Annotated in this window: 21 protein-coding genes and 1 pseudogene; 10 read left to right on the top strand and 12 right to left on the bottom strand. The window is 65.2% G+C overall.

Annotated features, from left to right (window positions below; translation table 11 throughout):
- Positions 1-418: 418 nt before the first annotated feature.
- Both IVB28_RS13925 and IVB28_RS13920 read right to left on the bottom strand, forming a co-directional pair.
- Positions 419-1,192, bottom strand: a complete 774-nt coding sequence (locus tag IVB28_RS13925; protein WP_247526892.1) for a gamma-glutamyl-gamma-aminobutyrate hydrolase family protein — start codon at positions 1,190-1,192, stop codon at positions 419-421.
- A gap of 93 nt (positions 1,193-1,285) precedes the next feature.
- Entirely contained in the window at positions 1,286-2,032 is a 747-nt protein-coding gene (locus tag IVB28_RS13920; RefSeq protein ID WP_247526890.1) for a hypothetical protein, read from the bottom strand.
- A 134-nt stretch (positions 2,033-2,166) separates the two neighbouring features.
- On the opposite strand from IVB28_RS13920, the gene IVB28_RS13915 reads away from it, so the two are divergent.
- Entirely contained in the window at positions 2,167-3,306 is a 1,140-nt protein-coding gene (locus IVB28_RS13915; RefSeq protein WP_247526888.1) for an AI-2E family transporter, read from the top strand.
- Between the two features lie 6 nt (positions 3,307-3,312).
- Here IVB28_RS13915 and IVB28_RS13910 read toward each other — a convergent pair whose 3' ends face one another.
- The 6 genes from IVB28_RS13910 to IVB28_RS13885 form a co-directional block, all read right to left on the bottom strand.
- Entirely contained in the window at positions 3,313-3,609 is a 297-nt protein-coding gene (locus IVB28_RS13910; protein ID WP_247526886.1) for an antibiotic biosynthesis monooxygenase family protein, read from the bottom strand.
- Between the two features lie 131 nt (positions 3,610-3,740).
- Positions 3,741-3,980, bottom strand: a complete 240-nt coding sequence (locus IVB28_RS13905; RefSeq protein ID WP_247526883.1) for a hypothetical protein — start codon at positions 3,978-3,980, stop codon at positions 3,741-3,743.
- Positions 3,981-4,040: 60 nt separating this feature from the next.
- On the bottom strand, positions 4,041-5,261 hold the full coding sequence (locus IVB28_RS13900; protein ID WP_247526880.1) for a GGDEF domain-containing protein: 1,221 nt from the start codon (positions 5,259-5,261) through the stop codon (positions 4,041-4,043).
- A gap of 230 nt (positions 5,262-5,491) precedes the next feature.
- Positions 5,492-5,971, bottom strand: a complete 480-nt coding sequence (gene rpsI, locus IVB28_RS13895) for a 30S ribosomal protein S9 (protein WP_008547917.1) — start codon at positions 5,969-5,971, stop codon at positions 5,492-5,494.
- A gap of 1 nt (position 5,972) precedes the next feature.
- Positions 5,973-6,437, bottom strand: a complete 465-nt coding sequence (gene rplM / locus IVB28_RS13890) for a 50S ribosomal protein L13 (RefSeq protein ID WP_091965253.1) — start codon at positions 6,435-6,437, stop codon at positions 5,973-5,975.
- A 157-nt stretch (positions 6,438-6,594) separates the two neighbouring features.
- Positions 6,595-7,023: a PaaI family thioesterase gene (locus IVB28_RS13885; protein WP_247526879.1), complete on the bottom strand. Its 429-nt coding sequence runs from the start codon at positions 7,021-7,023 to the stop codon at positions 6,595-6,597.
- 86 nt (positions 7,024-7,109) lie between these two features.
- Between IVB28_RS13885 and IVB28_RS13880 the strand changes: the two genes are divergently transcribed.
- From IVB28_RS13880 to IVB28_RS13865, 4 genes are all read left to right on the top strand, one after another.
- Entirely contained in the window at positions 7,110-7,934 is an 825-nt protein-coding gene (locus tag IVB28_RS13880; RefSeq protein WP_247526878.1) for an enoyl-CoA hydratase, read from the top strand.
- 109 nt (positions 7,935-8,043) lie between these two features.
- Positions 8,044-8,628 carry a CoA-binding protein gene (locus IVB28_RS13875; RefSeq protein WP_247526877.1) on the top strand — a complete coding sequence of 195 codons (585 nt, stop codon included), beginning with the start codon at positions 8,044-8,046 and terminating at the stop codon, positions 8,626-8,628.
- 139 nt (positions 8,629-8,767) lie between these two features.
- Positions 8,768-10,048, top strand: coding sequence for an O-acetylhomoserine aminocarboxypropyltransferase (locus tag IVB28_RS13870; RefSeq protein WP_027567230.1), 1,281 nt, complete (start codon positions 8,768-8,770; stop codon positions 10,046-10,048).
- 161 nt (positions 10,049-10,209) lie between these two features.
- Entirely contained in the window at positions 10,210-10,554 is a 345-nt protein-coding gene (locus tag IVB28_RS13865; protein WP_247526876.1) for a hypothetical protein, read from the top strand.
- A gap of 24 nt (positions 10,555-10,578) precedes the next feature.
- Here IVB28_RS13865 and IVB28_RS13860 read toward each other — a convergent pair whose 3' ends face one another.
- Positions 10,579-11,661: a COX15/CtaA family protein gene (locus tag IVB28_RS13860; protein ID WP_247526875.1), complete on the bottom strand. Its 1,083-nt coding sequence runs from the start codon at positions 11,659-11,661 to the stop codon at positions 10,579-10,581.
- Positions 11,662-11,771: 110 nt separating this feature from the next.
- On the opposite strand from IVB28_RS13860, the gene IVB28_RS13855 reads away from it, so the two are divergent.
- The gene (locus IVB28_RS13855; RefSeq protein ID WP_247526873.1) at positions 11,772-11,993 is read left to right on the top strand and encodes a DUF2842 domain-containing protein; all 222 of its coding nucleotides are present in this window, start codon (positions 11,772-11,774) and stop codon (positions 11,991-11,993) included.
- A gap of 5 nt (positions 11,994-11,998) precedes the next feature.
- Here the strand turns inward: IVB28_RS13855 and IVB28_RS13850 are convergent, their stop codons facing one another.
- On the bottom strand, positions 11,999-13,042 hold the full coding sequence (locus tag IVB28_RS13850) for a polysaccharide deacetylase family protein (RefSeq protein WP_247526871.1): 1,044 nt from the start codon (positions 13,040-13,042) through the stop codon (positions 11,999-12,001).
- Positions 13,043-13,172: 130 nt separating this feature from the next.
- Between IVB28_RS13850 and IVB28_RS13845 the strand changes: the two genes are divergently transcribed.
- Entirely contained in the window at positions 13,173-14,354 is a 1,182-nt protein-coding gene (locus tag IVB28_RS13845) for a GNAT family N-acetyltransferase (RefSeq protein ID WP_247526869.1), read from the top strand.
- A gap of 48 nt (positions 14,355-14,402) precedes the next feature.
- Here the strand turns inward: IVB28_RS13845 and IVB28_RS13840 are convergent, their stop codons facing one another.
- Positions 14,403-16,697 (bottom strand): exopolysaccharide transport family protein, encoded by a 2,295-nt coding sequence (locus IVB28_RS13840; protein WP_247526868.1) that lies wholly within the window; start codon positions 16,695-16,697, stop codon positions 14,403-14,405.
- Between the two features lie 203 nt (positions 16,698-16,900).
- Here IVB28_RS13840 and IVB28_RS13835 point away from each other — a divergent pair, with 203 nt between their 5' ends.
- The 3 genes from IVB28_RS13835 to IVB28_RS13825 all read left to right on the top strand — a co-directional run bounded on the left by IVB28_RS13835 (position 16,901) and on the right by IVB28_RS13825 (position 21,119).
- Positions 16,901-18,034 (top strand): glycosyltransferase family 4 protein, encoded by a 1,134-nt coding sequence (locus IVB28_RS13835; protein ID WP_247526867.1) that lies wholly within the window; start codon positions 16,901-16,903, stop codon positions 18,032-18,034.
- Positions 18,035-18,147: 113 nt separating this feature from the next.
- Entirely contained in the window at positions 18,148-19,695 is a 1,548-nt protein-coding gene (locus IVB28_RS13830; protein ID WP_247526866.1) for an undecaprenyl-phosphate glucose phosphotransferase, read from the top strand.
- Positions 19,696-19,862: 167 nt separating this feature from the next.
- A complete protein-coding gene (locus IVB28_RS13825; RefSeq protein WP_247526864.1) occupies positions 19,863-21,119 on the top strand; it encodes an O-antigen ligase family protein in 1,257 nt (418 codons plus the stop codon).
- On the opposite strand, the pseudogene IVB28_RS13820 reads toward IVB28_RS13825, so the two are convergent.
- Positions 21,088-21,245 (bottom strand): annotated as a pseudogene (locus IVB28_RS13820) (MarR family transcriptional regulator); the annotation flags it as partial. The gene IVB28_RS13825 and the pseudogene IVB28_RS13820 overlap by 32 nt on opposite strands.
- Between the last annotated feature and the right edge of the window lie 13 nt (positions 21,246-21,258).

Below are 21,258 nucleotides of genomic sequence, written 5' to 3'. Positions count from 1 at the left end.
GTCGATCGCGCGCGCCGGATCGAGCGGACGGTGCAGGGATAAACCTTGCGGGTCAGATGCGTCGGCTTTCGTTCTGCATCTGACTCCACTTCGTTCTCAAAGAACAAATCAGATCCGCAAAAACAGGGACGGACCAATTCCTACTGATTGGTTTATTCCGCCCGAGATTTGCAATGCGCATCGGACGGTGGCGCAGTGGGCGCGGCCTTCCGATCGCAGGCGTGGCGCAAGGATGGTCCAGACTGCCGCCACGGAGGGATTCTGAATTGCTCCGCTGCGCTCGCAATGACGATGGGGCGAAAGCGCGCCGCGGAATAACCAACGGAGGTCGGGGCCGCCCTCGCGAGGCGTCGGGGCAACACACCCCGTCAAGCCCTATATTCCACTTTCCCGAATGCGTCCGGGACACGAGCGTGCCCTACGCCGCCGCCCTCTGTCGTGCGATCAGGGCCTCGCCAAAGGCCTCGAACAGCTTGCGATTGATCGGATTGTGCTGGGGATCGTATTCGGCGTGCCATTGCACGCCGAGCGCAAAGGTCGGGGCTTCCGCGATGCGGATCGCCTCGATGGTGCCGTCCTCGGCGATGCCCTCGATCAGCACCCGCTTGCCGGGCTCCAATATGCCCTGCCCGTGCAGCGAATTGACCCGGATCTTCTCGCAGCCGAGCAACCTTGCGAACGCCCCGCCGGGCGTCAGGTCGACGTCGTGACGGTCGGCGAACACGACGGTCGGATCGGGATGGATCTCGCCGCTCTCGAGCCGGGGCATGCGATGATTCATGCGGCCAGGGATTTCGCGGATCTCGGGATGCAGCGAGCCGCCGAAGGCGACGTTCATCTCCTGGAGGCCGCGGCAGATGCCGAACAGCGGCACGCCGCGCGCGACGCAGGCGATCGAAAGCGCCAGCGCGACCTCGTCGCGATGGATATCGTACGGCTCGTGCCGCTCACACGGATCGACATTGAAGTGGGTCGGATGGACATTGGCGCGGGCGCCGGTGAGCACGATTCCGTCGACCACGTCAAGCAACGCGCCGACATCGGTGATATCAGGCGCGCCCGCGAACATCAGCGGCAGGCCGCCGGAAACCTCGGCCACGGCGCGCAAATTGCGCTCGCCGACCATTTGGACCTGAAATCGATTTTCGACGCGATGGGCGTTCCCGATCACGCCGACGACCGGCTTTCTCATCTGTCGTTCCGTGCCTCTCCGCCGAAGACGCTTCTTCCAAACATGCCCTTGGGATGGAACAAATTCAACAGAAGGGTACGCGGGACGGCAATGCTATTTTCGCGCAAAGGCCTCCCGGGCCTCGCCCCCGGCAGGCAGGCCGGCGGCCTGGAGCGCAATTGCGGCCGGATCGCCCGGCGCGGCCAGCCAGGGCAGTTTCGCGCTGATTCCGCGCGTCACGGGATCTCCGAGCGCCCCACCGAAATCAATCGGCCAAAATCCGTTGGGTACGACCTCGGCGGTGAGGCCACGGATCGCAAAGCCCTCGCCCAGAACCACCTCCGCATGGTCGCCGGCGACAAGGCGCGCGGTCTTCGGATCATTGGGATCGCCAAAGCTCACGAGCACGGGAATGAGGTCTCCCTGCACCGGCACCACGCCGGTCTGCCGGTGAATATCGTTGAAAGAGACGCGGTTGCCGCGCGCGGCGCCATAGGCGCGAAGCGCGACATAGTTGATGTCGTCGAAGTCCAGCTTGGCGCCCTGCCGGTGCGCCAGCAAGGCCACCAGATTCCTGCCTTTGCCGCGGTCTTGGCCGGGGTCTTGGCCGGGGGCTTGGCCGGGGGCTTGGCCGAGGTCGATGAACACCGCCTCCCCGCGCATCGTGGTGCGGCCGCCGCGGTTATAGTTGCGGTCGGGCACGACGGCCAGAATGCCGGACCCGGTCTTGATCCCGTCAGGCGTCGTCACCTCGACCGTGAGGCGAAATTTGTGGCCGGGCCGGTTGATCCGGATCTGGTCGCCGATCACGATCACGGCCAGGAGCCCGAGCAGACCGGCCCATTTGCTGATGAAGCTCAAACAGCCCCCATTGTTCTTTCCCCATCGCTCTGCACCGTCGGCGCGCCGGCGTCAAACCAGCGCGTTGACGCGGTCTTGATCGGAAGCTCGTTTGCCGGGAGAGTGCGGCGCGCGCCGCGCTGAAAGGACCCGATGTGACCATGGCCAAAGATGAACGCTCCCGGACCCGCGGCGACCTCGCTTGGGCGATCTCGGTCGGGGGCATCGGGGTCGTGCTGTTCACCGCGCTGCTCGCCTTCGCCTGGTATTTCGCCGCCACCGTGCTGCTGATCTTCACCGGCATGCTGCTCGGTCTCGGCCTCAACGCGCTGACGATCGCGCTCGGCCGCCGCGTGCCCCTGCCGCATGCGGTGCGGCTCGCGATCGTCTGCACCGCGCTCGCCCTGATGCTCGCCGGCGTCGCCTATCTCGGCGGCGCCACCATTGCCGAACAGGCTTCGCTGTTGAGCAAGACCCTCAAGTCGCAGCTCGTCAATGTCAGGTCCTTTCTCGATAACCACGGCATCGACACCAGCTTCTTCGATCTCGGCAACGCTGCGTCTGAGCCCTCGGCCAATACGCCGTCGGAGGCGACGCCCGCACCGGCAGCGCCCTCGCGCGGTCCCTTGCCCGGCGCGGGCGCGCTGGCCTCCAGCGGCGGCGCGATCGTGAGCCAGACCTTCAAGCTGCTGCTCGGCACCATCCACGGTGTCGGCAACATCTTCATCGTGCTGTTCCTGGGGTTCGCCTTCGCCGCCCAGCCCGCCGTCTATCACGACGGCCTGCTGTTCCTGGCGCCGGCCAGGCACCGCGCCCGCGTCACCGTCGTCATCGACCGCATAGCCGAGACACTGGAGCGCTGGCTGATCGCGCAGATCGTCGTCATGCTCGCGGTCGGCGCAGTGACCTGGATCGGGCTTGCCCTCATCGGTATCCCCGGCTCGTTCATCCTGGGAATTCAGGCCGGCCTGCTCGCCTTCATCCCGACCGTCGGGGCCATCGTTGCCGGCGTCATCGTGGTGCTGGCAAGCCTTGCCTCGGGCTGGATCCCGGCGCTCTCGGCCTTTCTGCTTTTCATGGGGGTACACGCGATGGAGAGTTACGTGCTGACGCCCATCCTGCAGCGGCAGGCGCTGGACATCCCGCCGGCCACGCTGTTCGCGTTCCAGATCCTGCTCGGCGTCGTGTTCGGAATCTGGGGCCTCGCGCTGGCGCTGCCACTGGTCGCCATCGCCAAGGTCATGATCGACCATTTCAAGACGTATGAGGCACCGCCACTGGCCGAGGCGGCCTGAGCCGCCTCAGGCGGTGAGCACGGTCTCGGTGTGCTCGACTTCGGGCGGCGACGCGAAATACTGGCCGACGAGGCCGCGCCATTCGGTGAAATTCTCCGAACCGCGGAAATCGACCGTGTGGTTTTCCAGCGTCGCCCATTTCACCATCAGCCGGTAGCGCTGCGGCTTCTCGATCGACTTGTGCAGCTCGAAGCCGTGAAAGCCCTTGGAGCGGCCGAAGGCGGCCTTGGCCTTGGCGACGGCGGCCTCGAAGTCCTTCTCGCTGCCCGGCTTGACGTCGATTTGCGCGATCTCGGTGATCATCGGTTTCCACCCATTTTTGTTCGATGGGCGTGTCTAGCCCAGCCGGCCAAAAAGAAAAAGGCGCCGAAACGGCGCCCTGGTCGGCCCAAAATGCGCGCATCCTAGATGCACGTCTCCCAAATGCAGGTCGCTCAGACCAGCAGCAGAACCGTGCCCGCCACGATGAGGGCGCAACCGACGAACAGCGCGAGCGGCCAATAGCTGCGGCGGCTTTGCGCGTAGCGTCCCTGCGCGCGGCGCTCGCTGATCAGCGCGCTCTCATATTCATCCGCGGTCGAGAACACACAGGCGAAACCGCTGCGTGCCGAGGTCGCGGCGGCTTCGAGCGACATCAGGGCAGCTTGCGGGTTCTGTCGACGGATCGATTCCATGACCGCAATGGTAGGGATCGAATGGTAAACAGAGAATTACCGCAATTGCCCCCTTGCGTCTCAGGCGGTGGCCGGCCGCACCTGCGGCGCACCGACCCGCGCGGCGCTCTGGCGGCGCCAGTTCTCCAGCGACAGTGGCAGCTCCTCCGCCGCCTCGACGCGGTTACGGCCGCCGCGCTTGGCCTGGTAGAGTGCGGTGTCGGCCGAAGCCAGCAGCACCTCGAGTTCGGTGCCGGCGGGCCCGCCGGCGACGCCGATGCTGACGGTGGTGTCGACCGGGCCCTCATCGACGACGACGCCGGAGGTTTCGAACGCCTCACGCACGCGCTCGGCGACCAGCACGCCCTCCTCGAGCGAACACGGCAGCAGCGCTGCGAATTCCTCGCCGCCGATGCGGCCCGACAGGTCGGTGATGCGCAGATTGCTGACGACGACGGTCGAAAACAGTTTCAGCATCTCGTCACCGGCCGGATGGCCGAAGCGGTCGTTGATCGACTTGAAGTAATCGATGTCGAAGATCATCACGGTCACGGGACGTCCGGCCTTGGCCTCGCGCTCGATCAGGCGGCTGCAAGCTTCGGAGAAACCCCGCCGGTTGAGCATGCCGGTCATCGGATCGGTGGATGCTGCGGTCCGGTGAGCGGTGACGGTGCGCTCCGACACCAGCATGAAGATCACGAACACGGTGCCGACCGCATAGAGCACGAGCTCGACTGCGAACACGGTGACCCAGATGCTCGAGGAGAAGCCGGCATCGTACGGGCGCAGGAAGCTTCCGATCAGGATCGGCAGCATCAACACGCAGCCGTGCATTACCGGCACCACGACGGCCGGCCAGCGCCGCTGCAGGCTCTTGCGCCGTTCGGTCCAGAGCTCGCCCGCCGTCAGCGCCGCATAGACCGAGACGATGCCGGCACCTGCGATCATGCGCAGCATGGACGCCGCGGGATCGAGCAGCGTGACGGCGGCGACCCAGGCGAGCGCGCCGAGCACGAGGCCAGGCCAGTTCGGCTTGCGGCCATGGAAGACGCGCGCCGCATTCCAAACCATGCCGCAGGCCACGAAGCCGACCGCGTTGAGCGCAAGGTAAAGATGCGGGCCCAGCCTGTCGCCGGCCGCGGTCCATAGCGCGACGGAGGCGGCACCGAGCAGATAGGCGGTGCCCCACCATTTCAACGCAGGACTGTTCTCCTGCCTTCCGAAAAACAACATCATGGCGCCGAGCAGTGCGGCGATCATGGTGGCGACCAAATAGAGCGTGATGCTATCGAGCGACATCATGTCGGCCCCCTCTAGAACATAGCAGTTTACGCGATCGGCCCAGCCGACTTGCGCGCCCTTCCGAATGCGACGCTACGTCCCGCGGGTTCCATTCAGGTTTTCACGCGGACTCAAGTTTTCGGGAAACACGCCATCAATTTGCACACAAACGAACAGCAAAAAGGGCGCTGAAAACAGCGCCCTTTTGCATCTCATTGAAGCCGCTTTCGCGGCGAATGTGACCGAAGCGATTAACGCTTCGAGAACTGGAAGGACCGGCGGGCCTTGGCCTTGCCGTACTTCTTGCGCTCGACCACGCGCGAGTCGCGGGTGAGGAAGCCGCCCTTCTTGAGCACGGAGCGCAGCTCCGGCTCGAAATAGGTCAGCGCCTTGGAGATGCCGTGACGAACCGCACCGGCCTGGCCCGACAGACCGCCGCCGGCGACGGTGCAGATCACGTCGTACTGGCCGGAACGCGCGGCCACGGAGAACGGCTGCTCGATCATCATGCGCAGCACGGGACGGGCGAAATAGACCTCGACCTCGCGCGAGTTGACGGTGACCTTGCCGGCGCCCGGCTTGATCCACACGCGGGCGACCGCGTCCTTGCGCTTGCCGGTGGCATAGGCGCGGTTGAACTTGTCGACCTTCTTCTCGTGCTTGGGCGCGTCGGGCGCGGCCGCAGTCTTGAGCTGCGAGAGCTGGTCGAGCGACTGGATGGATTCGGCCATGTTATGCGGCCCTCGTGTTCTTGCGGTTCAACTTGGCGATGTCGATCTTCTCGGGGGTCTGAGCCTCGTGCGGATGATCGGCGCCGCCGTAGACGCGCAGGTTGCCCATCTGCACGCGACCGAGCGGGCCACGCGGGATCATGCGCTCGACGGCCTTCTCGAGCACGCGCTCGGGATGCTTGCCCTCGAGGATCTGGCGCGCGGTGCGCTCCTTGATGTGGCCGACATAGCCGGTGTGCTTGTAATAGGTCTTCTGCTCGCGCTTGCGTCCGGTGAGGACCGCATGCTGCGCGTTGATGATGATGACGTTGTCGCCGCAATCAACGTGCGGGGTGTAGGTCGGGAGGTGCTTGCCGCGCAGGCGCATGGCGACGATGGTGGCGAGGCGGCCGACGACCAGACCCTTGGCGTCGATCAGCACCCACTTCTTCGTCACCTCAGCCGGCTTTGCCGAAAAGGTTTTCATGTCAGAGTTTCCGTGGACGGGGAGCATCGGCGCGAACACCGCGCCGGACTGCGCGGTTTCTAGAGAAGAGACGCGCTACGGTCAATGCCCGGAGACGGAAATAAACACTGGGATATCAAAGACTTAAAAATACGGTGCTATAGTACCTGCAAAAAGCTCAAATAGTTGGAATGGAATAGGTCGAGGTGACGTGGGCGATCGGATCCGGCGAGGTGCCGGACAACAGGTTCACTTCCCCGACCGCCAGCCGCTTGCCCAGCTTGAGCAGCTGCGCCTCCGCCAGCACGTCCTGGCCTGGCTGGCCCTTGCGCAGGAAGTTGATGTTGAGATTGGTGGTCACGGCAAGCCCGATCGGCCCGATTGCGGACAGGAGCACCACGTACATGGCGAAATCGGCGAGCGCCATCAGCGTCGGGCCGGACACGGTTCCACCCGGCCGCAGCATCCTTTCGCTGTAGCGCTGGCGCAAAAGGCAGGTCTGGCCGTCCGCGCTTTCGATCGTGATGTCGTCGCCGCTGAACGCCTGGGGAAACTCGTGCCGGAGAAACTGCTCGAGCTCCGCCACGCTCATTTTCGCTAACGCCATGCTTCGCCTCACCCTCGCTTCACGTCCCCTGTTACATTAAGTTATCTGCGTCATCCAATCGCAATAATCCAACCGGAAACGCTTTGATGCCCGTCCAGGCTGCCCGCGCCCCCTCCCCGCAACCGCCGATCCTGCTGCGCGAGACCGCAGGCCCCATCGCCATCCTGACCCTCAACCGTCCTGCCGCGCGCAACAGCCTGTCGGAAGCGATGATCGCCAGCCTGCATGCCGAGCTCAACGAGATTCGCGACGACAAGGCGGTCCGCGGTGTCGTGATCGCGGCCAACGGTCCCGCCTTCTCCGCCGGCCACGACATGAAGGAGCTGACCGCGCGCCGCGCCGATCCCGATCGCGGCCGTGCCTTTTTCGCCGAGATGATGATGGCCTGCAGCGCGATGATGCAGGCGATCGTGCACCTGCCAAAGCCCGTGGTCGCATCGGTCCAGGGCATCGCGACCGCGGCCGGCTGCCAGCTCGTGGCGAGTTGCGATCTCGCCGTTGCCTCGGACGCGGCGAGCTTCGCCACCCCCGGCGTCGACATCGGCCTGTTCTGCTCGACCCCGATGGTGGCGCTGTCGCGCAACGTGCCGCGCAAGCAGGCAATGGAGATGCTGTTGACGGGCGAGCCGATCCCGGCCGCGCGCGCCCGTGAAATCGGGCTCGTCAACCGCGTGGTTGCCGCCGGCACCGAGCGCGACGCCGCAATCGCGCTGGCGGAGCAGGTCGCGCTGAAATCCGCCTACACCGTCAAGCTCGGCAAGGAGGCGTTCTATCGCCAGGCCGAGATGAGCCTTGCGGATGCCTATCGTTATGCGGCCGAGGTGATGACCGAGAACATGATGGCGCGCGATGCCGAGGAAGGCATCGGCGCGTTCATCGAGAAGCGCACGCCGACGTGGCGGGATGAGTGACTGTATTTGGTACGCTGTCATTCCGGCCGGCTCGAAGAGCCGACCCGGAATCTCGAGATTCCGGGTCCGATGCTGCGCATCGCCCCGGAATGACGAATGAAAGAAAAAGATGAACCACGACGCCTATCCCGACGATTACATCCGCGCTATCCTCAACAGCGTGAAGTCGATCGCGATGGTCGGCGCCTCGCCGCTCAATGTGCGGCCGAGCTATTTTGCCTTCAAATATCTGGCGCAGCGCAGCTACGACATGATCCCGGTCAACCCCGGCCATGTCGGCAAGGAGCTGCTCGGAAAGCCCTTCGTCGCCTCGCTCTCCGACATCGACCGTCCCATCGACATGATCGACATCTTTCGCAATTCCAGCCACATCATGCCTGTGGTCGAAGAGGCGCTCACGCTCGATCCACTGCCGAAGGTGATTTGGATGCAGCTCGGCGCGCGCGATGACGCGGCGGCGCTGAAGGCGGAATCGGTTGGTATCAAGGTGGTGATGAACCGCTGCCCCAAGATCGAATATGGCCGCTTGTCATCCGAAATTTCCTGGATGGGCGTGAACTCGCGCACGCTGAGTTCCAAACGGGCGCCGGCGCCGACCCAAGGCATGCGGCTATCCCTCAATCGGATGAGTGTCGGCGGTGGCGATACCGCAGCCTCTGATCGCGCTGCCAAAAACAAGAGCGAGCAAAGCTGACCCAATCGCGAAGGATTTCTTTCGCGAACGCGACAAGGCGTAGCACGATCGTGCCGATGTGAAGCGGCGGCTTGACGGCGAGCGCGGCGCCCATCAGCATGCCGCGCGATTTCAGACCAAGAGAACAGGACGCCCTCAAATGAGCGATCGCCTTCCGGGATTTTCGACCCTCGCCGTGCATGCCGGTGCACAGCCCGACCCCACCACCGGTGCGCGCGCAACTCCGATTTATCAAACGACCTCGTTCGTCTTCAACGACGCGGACCACGCCGCCTCGCTGTTCGGCCTGCAGGCATTCGGCAACATCTATACCCGCATCGGCAATCCCACCAACGCGGTGCTGGAAGAGCGCGTCGCAGCCCTCGAAGGTGGCACGGCCGCGCTCGCGGTGGCCTCGGGCCACGCCGCCCAGGTCGTGGTATTGCAGCAACTGCTCCAGCCCGGCGACGAGTTCATCGCTGCGCGAAAGCTCTATGGCGGCTCGATCAACCAGTTCACGCACGCGTTCAAGAGCTTTGGCTGGAACGTGGTGTGGGCCGATCCCGATGACATCGCCAGCTTCGAGCGCGCGGTGACGCCGCGCACAAAAGCCATCTTCATCGAATCCATCGCCAATCCCGCCGGCAGCATCACCGACATCGAGGCGATCTCGACGGTGGCGCGCAAGGCGGGCGTGCCGCTGATCGTCGACAACACGCTGGCCTCGCCCTACCTGATCCGCCCCATCGACCACGGCGCCGACATCGTCGTACACTCGCTGACGAAATTCCTGGGCGGCCACGGCAATTCGATCGGCGGCATCATCGTCGATGCCGGCACCTTCGACTGGTCGACCGGCGGCAAATATCCGATGCTCTCCGAGCCGCGGCCCGAATATCACGGCATCCGGCTGCAGGAGACGTTTGGCAATTTCGCTTTCGCGATCGCCTGCCGCGTGCTCGGCCTGCGCGACCTCGGACCCGCGCTGTCGCCGTTCAACGCCTTCATGATCCTCACCGGCATCGAGACATTGCCGCTGCGCATGCAGAAGCACTGCGACAATGCGAAAGCGGTCGCCGAATTCCTCGCCGGCCATCCGGCGGTGGCCGCGGTGAACTATGCGGGCCTTGCAAGCGACAAGTACAACCAGCTCGCGCGCAAATATGCGCCGAAGGGTGCCGGCGCCGTGTTCACCTTCAGCCTGAAGGGCGGCTACGATGCCGGCGTCAGCCTGGTGTCGAAGTTGCAGCTGTTCTCGCATCTGGCCAATGTCGGCGACACCCGCTCGCTCGTGATCCATCCCGCCTCGACCACGCACAGCCAGCTCGACGACGCGGCGAAGGTGAAGTCCGGCGCCGGCCCCGACGTGGTGCGACTCTCGATCGGCATCGAGGACAAGGAAGATCTGATCGCCGACCTGGAACAGGCGCTGGGGGCTTAGTTTCCTTGTCATTCCGGGGCGCGCGCCTGCGCGAGCCCGGAATCTCGAGGTTCCGGGTTCGGTGCTTCGCACCGCCCGGAACGACAGCCCCAGTTAACAGTCATTAACCATGTCTGCCGCATACATCATCATTGGATCGCCCTTTTGATTCGGAGCCGACGATGTTGCGCTGGATGGTGCCTGCCCTTGCGGCAATGCTGACGGTCTCGGCTGCGCTTGCCGCCGACTTGCCGGCCACGCCGAAGCGGCGGGCCGCTGCTCCGCCGCAGGAGCCGCCGCAGGTTTATGTCGAGACCGATCCCGATGCGCTGATCTCGCCGGCCTATGGCATTGGCAGCTACATTCGCAACCTGCCGGGCACGCCGCTGCTGCCGGGCTCCCACACGCTGCCGGGCTATTACGGCCGGCCCTGGAGCTACGATTATCAGGGCGCGTATTACGGCGGCAAGCAGGTCGATTATTTCTGGCGCCTGCCCTACGCGTGCGGCATCTACGGTTATTGCTGACCTGATCAGCCGGGCTGATGGTGATCAGCCGGCCTGACCGATCGGAACCGCGCGCAGCTGCGCGTGCGTCTGCTGGCGCGAAGCCAGCCGTTCCACCTGCACCACCGCAAGCGTCAGCACCACGATCGCAACCGCCTGATGCGACAGCGCGAGATCGATCGGCACCTGGTTGAGCAGCGTGAGGACACCGAGCACCGCCTGCAGGCTCACCGCAGCAAACAGCCACAGCGCGCCGCTCGCAGCTGAACCTGCGCGCGAGCGCATCGCGTCGATCGCGTGCAACGCCGCCAGCACGAACAGCGCATAGGCGGCCATGCGGTGCTCGAACTGCACCGTCAGGACATTGTCGAACATGTTGCGCCACCACGGCGTCTCGAACCACAGCCGCTCCGCCGAGGGAATGAACGCGCCGTCGATCTGCGGCCAGGTGTTGTAGGCGCGCCCTGCGCGCAAGCCCGCGACCAGCGCACCGAAATAGATCTGCACGAAGGTCAGGACGAGCAACAGCGCGCTCGTGAACCGCAGCCGCGCCGATGCCGCGATCAGCGGCCGCGGCTTGAGCCGCCGCACCGTCCAGACGATGCCGGCGAAGATCAACAGCGCGAGCACCAGATGCGCCGCGAGCCGATATTGCGACACCTCGACCCGCCCGGTGAGACCTGAGGCGACCATCCACCAGCCGACCGCGCCCTGCAGCCCGCCGAGCGCGAACAGCAGCCACAGCCGGCGCTTCAATTCGCCCGACAGGCCGCCCCGCCACAGGAAGAACAGGAACGGCAAGAGATAGGCGAGCCCGATGAAGCGGCCGAGCAACCGGTGGCTCCACTCCCACCAGAAGATCTGCTTGAACTCGGACAAGCTCATGCCCGCGTTGAGCTCGCGATATTGCGGGATCTTCTTGTAGGCGTCGAACGCCTCGGTCCACTGCGCCTCCGACAGCGGCGGCACGCTGCCCGTGACCGGCTTCCATTCGACGATCGAGAGCCCGGATTCCGTCAGCCGCGTCGCACCGCCCACCAACACCATCAGCGCAATCAGCGCGGCGACGAAGATCAGCCACCAGCGCACGGCGCGATGCGGGTTGGTTGGAACGGAATTCGTCGTCATTTCAGGGGTTAAAACCAGCCTTGAACTTAAGAGACTTGAACCGGATTGCGTGCCCCTTATAGTCCCCCGCTTCCGCAGCGCAAGTTACGCGAAAGCCGCAAGCTCCCGTCATGAGAATCCGCACCCGCAAGTTCCTCGGCGCCATCCTGCTCCTGGTGCTGGCCACGGTCTGGGCCCTGCTCGGCATGGCCGCGGCGCAGATGCCCTGGATTGCCGAGTCCGGCTGGCGGCAGGCGATCTACTACGTGGTGGTCGGCATGGGGTGGGTGCTGCCGGCGATGCCGATCGTGAGCTGGATGCAGCGTCCCGACCGCGCCAAATCCAGTTCGTAGCGCCTCTAGTTCACAGCGCCGCCGGTCGGCTTCACCGGCGCAAAGGCGACGCCCGACACCAGCACGCGCAACATGCGCAGCGAGCGCACACGGCCGTCCCAGGCGATCCGCGGCAACGCGCGCAGATTGGTCCGCCCCTCCGCATCCACGATGCCGGGGATCGTCGACACCGCGCTGGCAAAGCCGGCCTCCTCCGCCATCACGACATGACTGCGCCGGAACGAGGTGCGATCGCCGAACGGAAAGGCAAGATGGCGGATCTCGCGCCTGAAAGCCGCTTCGGCGACCGCCTTGCCCATCGTCATCTCGCGCAGCGCCGCTCCGTCCTTCATGTTGGCGAGAACGGGATAGTTCACGGTCGCACTGCCGATCGTGACGAGCGGGTCGGCCGCCAGCTTCGCCAGATCCTCCCAATCCATGGACGCCTGCCGCGACAACGCGGCGAGGTCGATCCGGTAGCGCGTGCAGAGATCGGCGATCGCCGCCGACAGATCCGCTGGCGACAGCGAGCGCAGCCAGCTCTCGAGATGCGAAAACAGCGCCTGCTTCTCGGCACGATCAGTGACGCCGAAGCGCTGCTCCTTCTCCCCCATCATCAGGCTGATGCGGCTCTCGCGCGCGATCACCTGTTCGAGCCCGAGCCACCAGGCCTGTCCGACACTGTCGGGAAAGGCGGTGGGCACGTAGATCGTGAAGGGCACGGCGTGACGCGCCAGCACCGGGTAGGCAAAATCGATCAGATCCTTGTTGGCACCGTCGAAGGTAAGCGCCACGAAGCGCCGCTGCTCCGGCAGCGTCACCGCACGCCGGCAGACCTCGTCCATGCCGAGAAAATCGTACTTCCAGCGCTTGAGCGCGCGAACGGCGCGGTCGAGAAACTCCGGCGTGATCTCGTGCGCGCGCAGCGGCTGGAACCCGCCGCGCCGCCGCGGGCGCACCCGTTCAAAGCGCAGGATGGCGCCGGCACCGCGACTGCGCAGCGCGGCGCGGCCGGTGAACCAGGCCAGCTCGAGGCGCAACCGATCCAGCCATCTGTCGTCGGATGCCAATATCCCATCCTTCGCGCCCGCCGGCGCCTGTTCCCGCTCCCATTGTCCTTACCCTTTGTTGACATTTCTTTGCAAAGGTCGGCCACAGGCCGAATTACGCATATTTCTGATTTCTCGACAGGTTTCGCGAATGACCATGGCTGCGGCGATGCAAAGCCGGACGGCAGAAGCGCCAGCGCGGTCGAAAGCGAGCCGCATCGCGCATGTCGATATCGTCACCGATCTCGGCGCCGCCGAGACGGTCTGGCGCGCCTTCGAGGAGCCCGGCCATCTCTTCACGCCCTATCAGCGGTTCGATCTGCTGTGCCCCTGGCAGCGATTGGTCGGCGAGCGCGAGGGCGCGCGTCCGTTCGTCGTGATCGCTCGCGACGACGATCACCGGCCGCTCCTGCTGCTGCCGCTCTCGCTGCGCCAGGGCCACGGCGTGCGCACGGCCTGCTTCATGGGCGGCAAGCATACGACCTTCAACATGGGCCTGTGGAACGCCGAGTGCGCTGCGCAGACCGTAGCCGCCGATCTCGAGGCGTTGCTTGCGCCGCTCGGCGCGCACATCGACGTGCTCGCGCTGACGCAGCAGCCGCTGCGCTGGCACGACCAGCAGAATCCGTTTGCGCTGCTGCCCCGGCAGAGCGCGATCAACGGCTGCCCGCAGCTGGTGATGGAGCCGGGCGAGCCGCTGGAATCGCGGATCACCAACTCTTTCCGCCGCCGACTCAAGAGCAAGGAAAAGAAGCTCCAGAGCCTCGCGGGCTATCGCTATCATCTTGCCACCACCGACGCGGACATCACCCGCCTGCTCGACTGGTTCTTCCGCGTCAAGCCGGTGCGGATGGCGGAACAGAAGCTCCCGAACGTCTTCGCGGAGCCCGGCGTCGAACAATTCGTCCGCAGCGCCTGCCTCGCGCCTCGCGGTGAAGGCCGCGTCATCGACATCCACGCGCTCGAATGCGACGAGGAGGTGATCGCGATCTTCGCCGGCGTCGCCGACGGCGAGCGTTTCTCGACGATGTTCAACACCTACACAATGTCCGAGCACGCCCGCTACAGCCCGGGCCTGATCCTGATGCGCTATATCATCGATCGCTACGGCGAGCGCGGCTACCGCTCGCTCGACCTTGGCATCGGTTCGGACGACTACAAGCGGATGTTCTGCAAGGACGACGAAGACATCTTCGACAGCTTCGTCCCCCTGACCCCGCGCGGCAAGCTCGCGGCGATGGCAATGTCCTCGCTGAGCCACGGCAAGCGGCTGGTGAAGCAGAACCAGATGCTGTTCGATTTGGCCCGGCGGCTGCGGCAGGCCTTCGGCTAAAACCTCGGCGCGAACTTCGATATCGTAAGGTGGAAAACGAACGAAAGCCTATGCCGCTACCACGCGCGGCGCGTCCACCGCGTCGGACGCCTGCACCGGCTTGCTCAGCATGGTCACCTCGCTGAAGCCGACTGCTCTCAGCTGCTCGCACATCAGCGTGCGTGCATCCGGCGCCATCGACGCATCGGGCACCACGACGGCGCGGGCATGCGCCGTCAGCAACTCGGCCGGAAGGTCCGACGCGCTGCCGGCGTCGATCAGCACGTGATCATAGGCGCGCAGCAGCGCGTCGATCGCGAGCGTCACCCGCGGCGATTGCAGCAGGCTGCGGTCGAAGCCGGGACGGCCGGCCATGACGAGATGCAGCCGGGACAGCTTGTCCCGGGTGATGATTTGCGCGAACGACGCTTCGCCCTGCATCAACTCGGCAAGGCCAGAAGCCGAAGCATCGACCGACACCGCAGCGATCGTCGGCGAGGACGCGGCGAGGTCGACCACGACGACGCGCGCCTCGCGCGCCAGATGCCGAGCAAGCGTCAGCGTCGACAGCGTGATGGCTTCGCCGGCCGCGGTGCCGAGCACCGTGATCTTCTTCGCTGCAGCGCCGGCGGCGCGCAGGTTGTCGGCGAGACGCCCGATCTCGGTGAATTCGGTGACGTCCATGTCGCTCGGCATCTCCGGCTGGAGCGGCGCGGGCTCTGCCAAAGCGGTGGCGATGCCGGGATCTATGACGGGATCGACGATCGGCTGGACCTGCGCCGTACGGCGCACCGACGCTTGTGCCGGGAGCACAGCTGCCATCGCGCGCGGCGCGGTCTGGCGCAGCAGTTCGCCGGTGACGACGACGCCAGACGAGAGCAGCAGCGTCGCGATCGTCGCGATCAGCACGATCGGCAGCTTCTTCGGATAGGCCGGCGTATTCGAGACGATGGCGCGCGAGATGATGCGGCCATCGGTCGGCGCCGTGTCGATGGTCTCGCGGGTATTGGCCTCGCGGTACTTGGCGAGATAGGACTCGAGCAAATCGCGCTGCGCCTTGGCCTCGCGCTCCAGCGCGCGGAGCTGGACGTCCTGACCGTTGGTCGAGGCCGCCTGCTTCTTGAGCTGCTCGAGGCTCACGGTGATGCCATCGACCCGGCCGCTGGCAATCCGGGCATCGCTTTCGAGTGAGCGCGAGATCTTGGCCGCTTCGTCGCGAATCTGGTTGTCGAGGTCGCCAAGCTGGGCCTTTAGCTCCTTGATCCGCGGGTGATTGCCGAGCAGCGTGGAGGATTGTTCGGCGAGCTGCGCACGCAACGTCACCCTCTGCTCCGACAGCCGCCGCATCAATTCGGAGTTCACGACTTCGGATGCCTCGATCGGCTTGCCGCTCTGGAGCATCTCGCGGATCAGCCGCGCCTTGGACTCCGCGTCGGCCTTCATCGAGCGTGCGTTGTTGAGCTGGGTGTTGACTTCACCCATCTGCTGGTTCGACAGCGTCGTGTTGTTGGTACCTATGAAGAGTGACGACTTGGAACGGAAGTCCTCGACCTTGGCCTCGGCGTCGGAGACCTTCTTGCGCAAGCTCTCGATCTCGACCGCAAGCCACTGGCTGGCGTTCTTGGCCTGCTCCTGGCGCACGCCCTGCTGGAGCACGAGATAGCCGTCAGCGATCGAACTGGCGACGCGGGCGGCAAGCTCCGGATCGGCGGACTGGAATTCGACCACGATCACGCGCGACTTGTCGACGGCGTAGACCTGGAGGCGCTCGTAATAGGCATCGAGCACGCGTTCTTCCGGCGTCATCGAGAACGGATCGCGGCCGAGACCGATCATCGCGGCCAGCGACTTCAGCGGCGAGATACCCTGCAGCACCGGATCGAATTCGGGGCGTTCCGCAAGCTTGTTCTTTTTGATGATCTCGCGCGCGAGATCGCGCGACAGCACCAGCTGCACCTGGCTGGTGACGGCCTCGGCGTCGAGCGCCTGGCGTTCCTCGGTGCGGTCGCTGCTCGGGCGCAGGAACACGTTCTCGCGACCATCGATGAGGATGCGCGATTCGGACTTGTAGCGGGGCGTGACGAGATTGACGACGGCAATGGATGCGACGAGCGCCAGCACCGTCGGGACGATGATCCAGCCGCGCCTGTGCGCCAAGGCCGCCCCGAGCGCATGCAGATCGATGTCGCCGGATTCGACTTGTGGCTGCTTGGCGAGGACGGGCGCAGGCCTTGGCTCAACCTCGGCTTCAGCCTTCGCCTCAAGCTTGGTTTCGACTTTGGGCGCGGCGTCGGCTTTGGGCTTTGAAACGGCCCGCGCAACCACAGCCTGGTCCTTGCCGGCACGCCAGAACGCTAAACGCATCGAACACTCCCGCAGGGGCAACGCCACTAAGCTACCTCAACCGGGCCAATTACACTCCATTAAGGTTGCCGCTGGGTTAATCGCAGCATCCGGCGATTGTCGCGCACGCGCTCGTCACTGTTTGTTAACCACGAGGTCCCTTAATCCGTCTCGATATTTTCGTCGAATTGTTCGGCATTCGCCGTCGAGCGCTGGTTTTGATCATGCCCCCCTCTCCCGACCGGCCGCTTCGCATCCTGCACGCCGTGCGCGCGCCGGTCGGCGGTATCTTCCGCCACATCCTCGACGTCGCCAACGGCCAGGTCGACCGCGGCCATTATGTCGGCATTCTCGCCGACAGCCTCACTGGCGGCGAGCGCGCCGACAAGGCACTTGCCGAACTCGCGCCGCGGCTGAAGCTCGGCGTGCACCGGCTCGCGATCCGCCGTGAACCTTCGCCGGACGATGTCCTGGTGTGGCTTCGCATGCGGCGCTTGATCGCCACGCTCAAGCCCGACGTCATGCACGGCCACGGCGCCAAGGCCGGCGCCTTCATCCGCATGCGGCGACGCTCCGACGACACCATCCGCATCTACACGCCGCATGGCGGCTCGCTGCACTATCCCCTCAACACCCTCAAGGGCGAGTTTTATGCACGGCTCGAGCGGACGCTGATGGATGCGACCGACCTCTTCCTGTTCGAGAGCGCGTTCGCCCGCGACACCTATCAACGCATCGTCGGCACGCCGAAGGGCGTGGTGCATTGCGTCTTCAACGGCGTCACGCCCGAGGAGTTCGAGCCTGTCGTCACCGCCGACGATGCCTCCGACCTCTGCTATGTCGGCGAGTTCAGGCACATCAAGGGCGCGGATCTCCTCGTCGACGCCGTGGCGCGCCTGCACGAGGGCGGCAAGAAGGTCACGCTGACGCTCGGCGGCGACGGCGAGGAAACTGCGGCGCTGAAGGCGCAGGTCGAGAAGCTCGGCCTCACCAGCGCCATCCGCTTCATCGGTCACGTCAAGGCGCGTTACGGCTTCTCCAAGGGGCGGCTGCTGGTCGTCCCCTCGCGCGGCGATTCCATGCCCTATGTCGTGATCGAGGCCGGCGCGGCCGGCATTCCCATGATCGCGTCCCGCATCGGCGGCATTCCCGAGATCTTCGGCTCCGAAAGTCCGGCCCTGTTCGCGCCGAGCAATTCCGAGGCCATGGCCGAGGCGATCGCGGCCGCTCTGGACGATCCGCAAGCAACGGCGCAGCGCGCGGTCTCGTTGCGCGAACGCATCTCGGCGCATTTCTCGCAAGCTGCGATGGTCGACGGCGTGATCGCCGGCTATCGCGACGCGTTTGCCAATCATTAACCATCCTTAAGCGCGCTTTAGAGAATCTTCCGATTTGTTCGATAATCGAAGGGGGGATGCTCGCCCGGGCGCTCAAGGCTGTGCCGCGGGCTTTGGAATGGACGTGGACGCCCGTGGAACCGCTCAACGCACGCTCGATGCTCGACGCCGCGACCAGCGCCGCGGCGAAGCCCGCTGACCAACCCTTCGTGGAACGGCGTCGCCGGCTCTCGCCCGCGGCGCTCGAGGTCGTCAACCAGAAGGTCGCCCGCGCCTATTCGCCGATCGTGATCGCCGGCTTCGTGCGCGTGGCCGATTTCGCGCTGCTAAGCCTCGTCGGCATCGCACTCTATCTCGGCTACGTGATGCCACTCTCCGGCTTCAGCTGGCTCTATCCTGCGGAGGTCATCGCCGTGGCGGTCGCCGCCGTGATCTGCTTCCAGGCCGCCGACATCTACCAGGTGCAGCTGTTCCGCGGGCAGCTGCGGCAGATGACACGGATGATCTCGTCCTGGTCGTTCGTGTTCCTGCTGTTCATCGGCATCTCCTTCTTCGCCAAATACGGCAGCGAAATCTCGCGGCTGTGGCTTGCCGCCTTCTACATCCTCGGGCTCGCCGCGCTGATGGCCGAGCGTCTCGTGCTGCGCTCGCTGGTGCGCGGCTGGGCGCGCCAGGGCCGGCTCGACCGCCGCACCATCATCGTCGGCTCCGACAGCAATGGCGAGCAGCTGGTCGAAGCGCTGAAGGCGCAGGAGGATTCCGACATCCACGTGCTCGGCGTCTTCGACGACCGCAACGACAGCCGCGCGCTCGACACCTGCGCCGGCGCCCGCAAGCTCGGCAAGGTCGACGACATCGTCGAATTCGCCCGCCGCACCCGGGTTGATCTCGTGCTGTTCGCGCTGCCGATCTCGGCGGAAACACGCATCCTGGAGATGCTGAAGAAGCTCTGGGTGCTGCCGGTCGACATTCGCCTCTCCGCGCACACCAACAAGCTGCGCTTCCGGCCCCGCTCCTATTCCTATCTCGGCGAGGTACCGACGCTCGACGTGTTTGAGGCCCCGATCACGGATTGGGACCTGGTGATGAAATGGCTGTTCGACCGCGTGGTCGGCAGCCTCGCCCTGCTCGCAGCCCTGCCGGTGATGGGACTGGTGGCGCTCGCGGTCAGGCTCGACAGTCCCGGCCCGGTGCTATTCCGCCAGAAGCGCTTCGGCTTCAACAACGAGCGCATCGACGTCTACAAATTCCGCTCGATGTACCATCATCAGGCCGATCCCACGGCATCGAAGGTCGTGACCAAGAACGATCCGCGCGTCACCCGCGTCGGCCGCTTCATCCGCAAGACCAGCCTCGACGAGCTGCCGCAGCTCTTCAACGTGGTCTTCTCCGGCAATCTTTCTTTGGTCGGCCCGCGCCCGCATGCGGTGCAGGGCAAGCTGCAGAGCCGGCTGTTCGACGAGGCCGTCGACGGCTATTTCGCCCGCCATCGCGTCAAGCCGGGCATCACCGGCTGGGCCCAGATCAATGGTTGGCGCGGCGAGATCGACAACGAAGAGAAGATCCAGAAGCGCGTCGAGTTCGACCTGTATTACATCGAGAACTGGTCGGTGCTGTTCGACCTCTACATTCTCCTGAAGACGCCGCTCGCGCTGCTGACCAAGAACGAGAACGCGTATTGAGTTGGCTATCCCCGAGTCACGCTGTCATCGCGCGGCTTGACCGGGCGACCCAGTAATCACCGGCAGCGAGAACTGCCACGAACGGCCCGGAGTGCTGGATGCCCCGCCTTCGCGGAGCATGACGGCGGAAGTTGTTACCATGAGTTGCGTGAGCGTATGAGCGTGTAATGGCGTATGCGGCGACAGCCGATGAAGTGAGATTTACCGTGCCGGCTGCGCCCGGCGTGCTGGCGCTGCAGCGCGCGCTGGTGTGGCTGGTCGGCGCCTCCGGCGCGGTCGTCTTCATCGAGCCGAGCCCCTACGAGATCATGACGCTGCTCGCGGCCGTGACGTTCTTCGCCACCGGCCTGCGCTTGCGGCTCGCGCTGATGCCGCTGACAGCGCTGCTGGTCCTGCTCAACATCGGCTACACGATCAGCGCGATCCCGCTGTTCGAGCAGTCCGAGGTGGTGAGCTGGATCGCGACGTCCTGGTACATGGCCGTGACCGTGGTGTTCTTCGCGATGGTCATGTCGGAAGACACCGCGGCCCGGCTCGACATGCTCCGCCGTGGCCTCGTGGTCGGTGCGATGGTCGCCTCGGTGTTGGCGGTCGCCGGCTATTTCCACCTCGTTCCCGGCGGCAACGACCTCCTCACGCTCTACGGGCGCGCGCGCGGTACGTTCAAGGACCCGAACGTGCTTGGCGCCTTCCTGATCCTGCCGGCGCTGTTCGCGCTGCAGAGCGTGGTTTCGGACAAGCTTGGCAAGGCCTTCCGCAACGTCTTCGCGTTCGGCATCATGTCCCTGGCGATCCTGCTCGCCTTCTCGCGCGCCGCCTGGGGCGGGCTGGTGCTGACCTCCGCCTTCATGCTGGCGCTGATGGTGCTGACCAGCCGCACCAACGCGCAGCGCTCGCGCATCATCATCATGGCGATTGTCGCCGCGGTGCTGGGGCTGGCGCTGATTGCGGTGCTGCTGTCGTTCGATTCCACCGCCGAGATGTTCAAGCAGCGCGCGAGCTTCGACCAGAGCTATGACGAAGGCCGCTTCGGCCGTTTCGGCCGCCACATCCTCGGTGCTGAGATGGCGCTCGACCTGCCGTTCGGCATCGGCCCGCTGCAATTCCACCGGTTCTTTCCCGAGGACACCCACAACTCCTATCTCAACGCCTTCATGTCCGGCGGCTGGCTGGCCGGCGTGTGCTATCCCGCGCTGGTCTTCACCACCGTCATCATGGGCTTCCGGCACGTCTTCGTCCGTGTACCCTGGCAGCGCGCTTATCTCGCCGTGTTCGCCGCCTTCGTCGGCACCGTCGGCGAAAGCTTCGTGATCGACACCGACCACTGGCGGCACTTCTGGATGATGCTGGGCGTGATGTGGGGCATGATCGCGGCCGCACAGATCTACACGATCAGGGCTGGCGAGGACGCGTCTTCAGCTTGAGAGCGGGACGCTTCTCCGCCAGCGTGTCGAGAAACGCTTGAGTGCCTCCGTGGCCGCAAGCACGCCCTTGTAGCCCTCATTGGCGAAACGCAGCTGCAGGCGCAATTCCTCGTCGGAATAACCGCCACGATGACAGTGG

It is taken from the genome of Bradyrhizobium sp. 199, assembly GCF_023073355.1.
Classification (GTDB): Bacteria; Pseudomonadota; Alphaproteobacteria; order Rhizobiales; family Xanthobacteraceae; genus Bradyrhizobium.
Note: the sequence above shows the minus strand (reverse complement) of the source record. Positions and strands in the feature narration are given on the sequence as shown.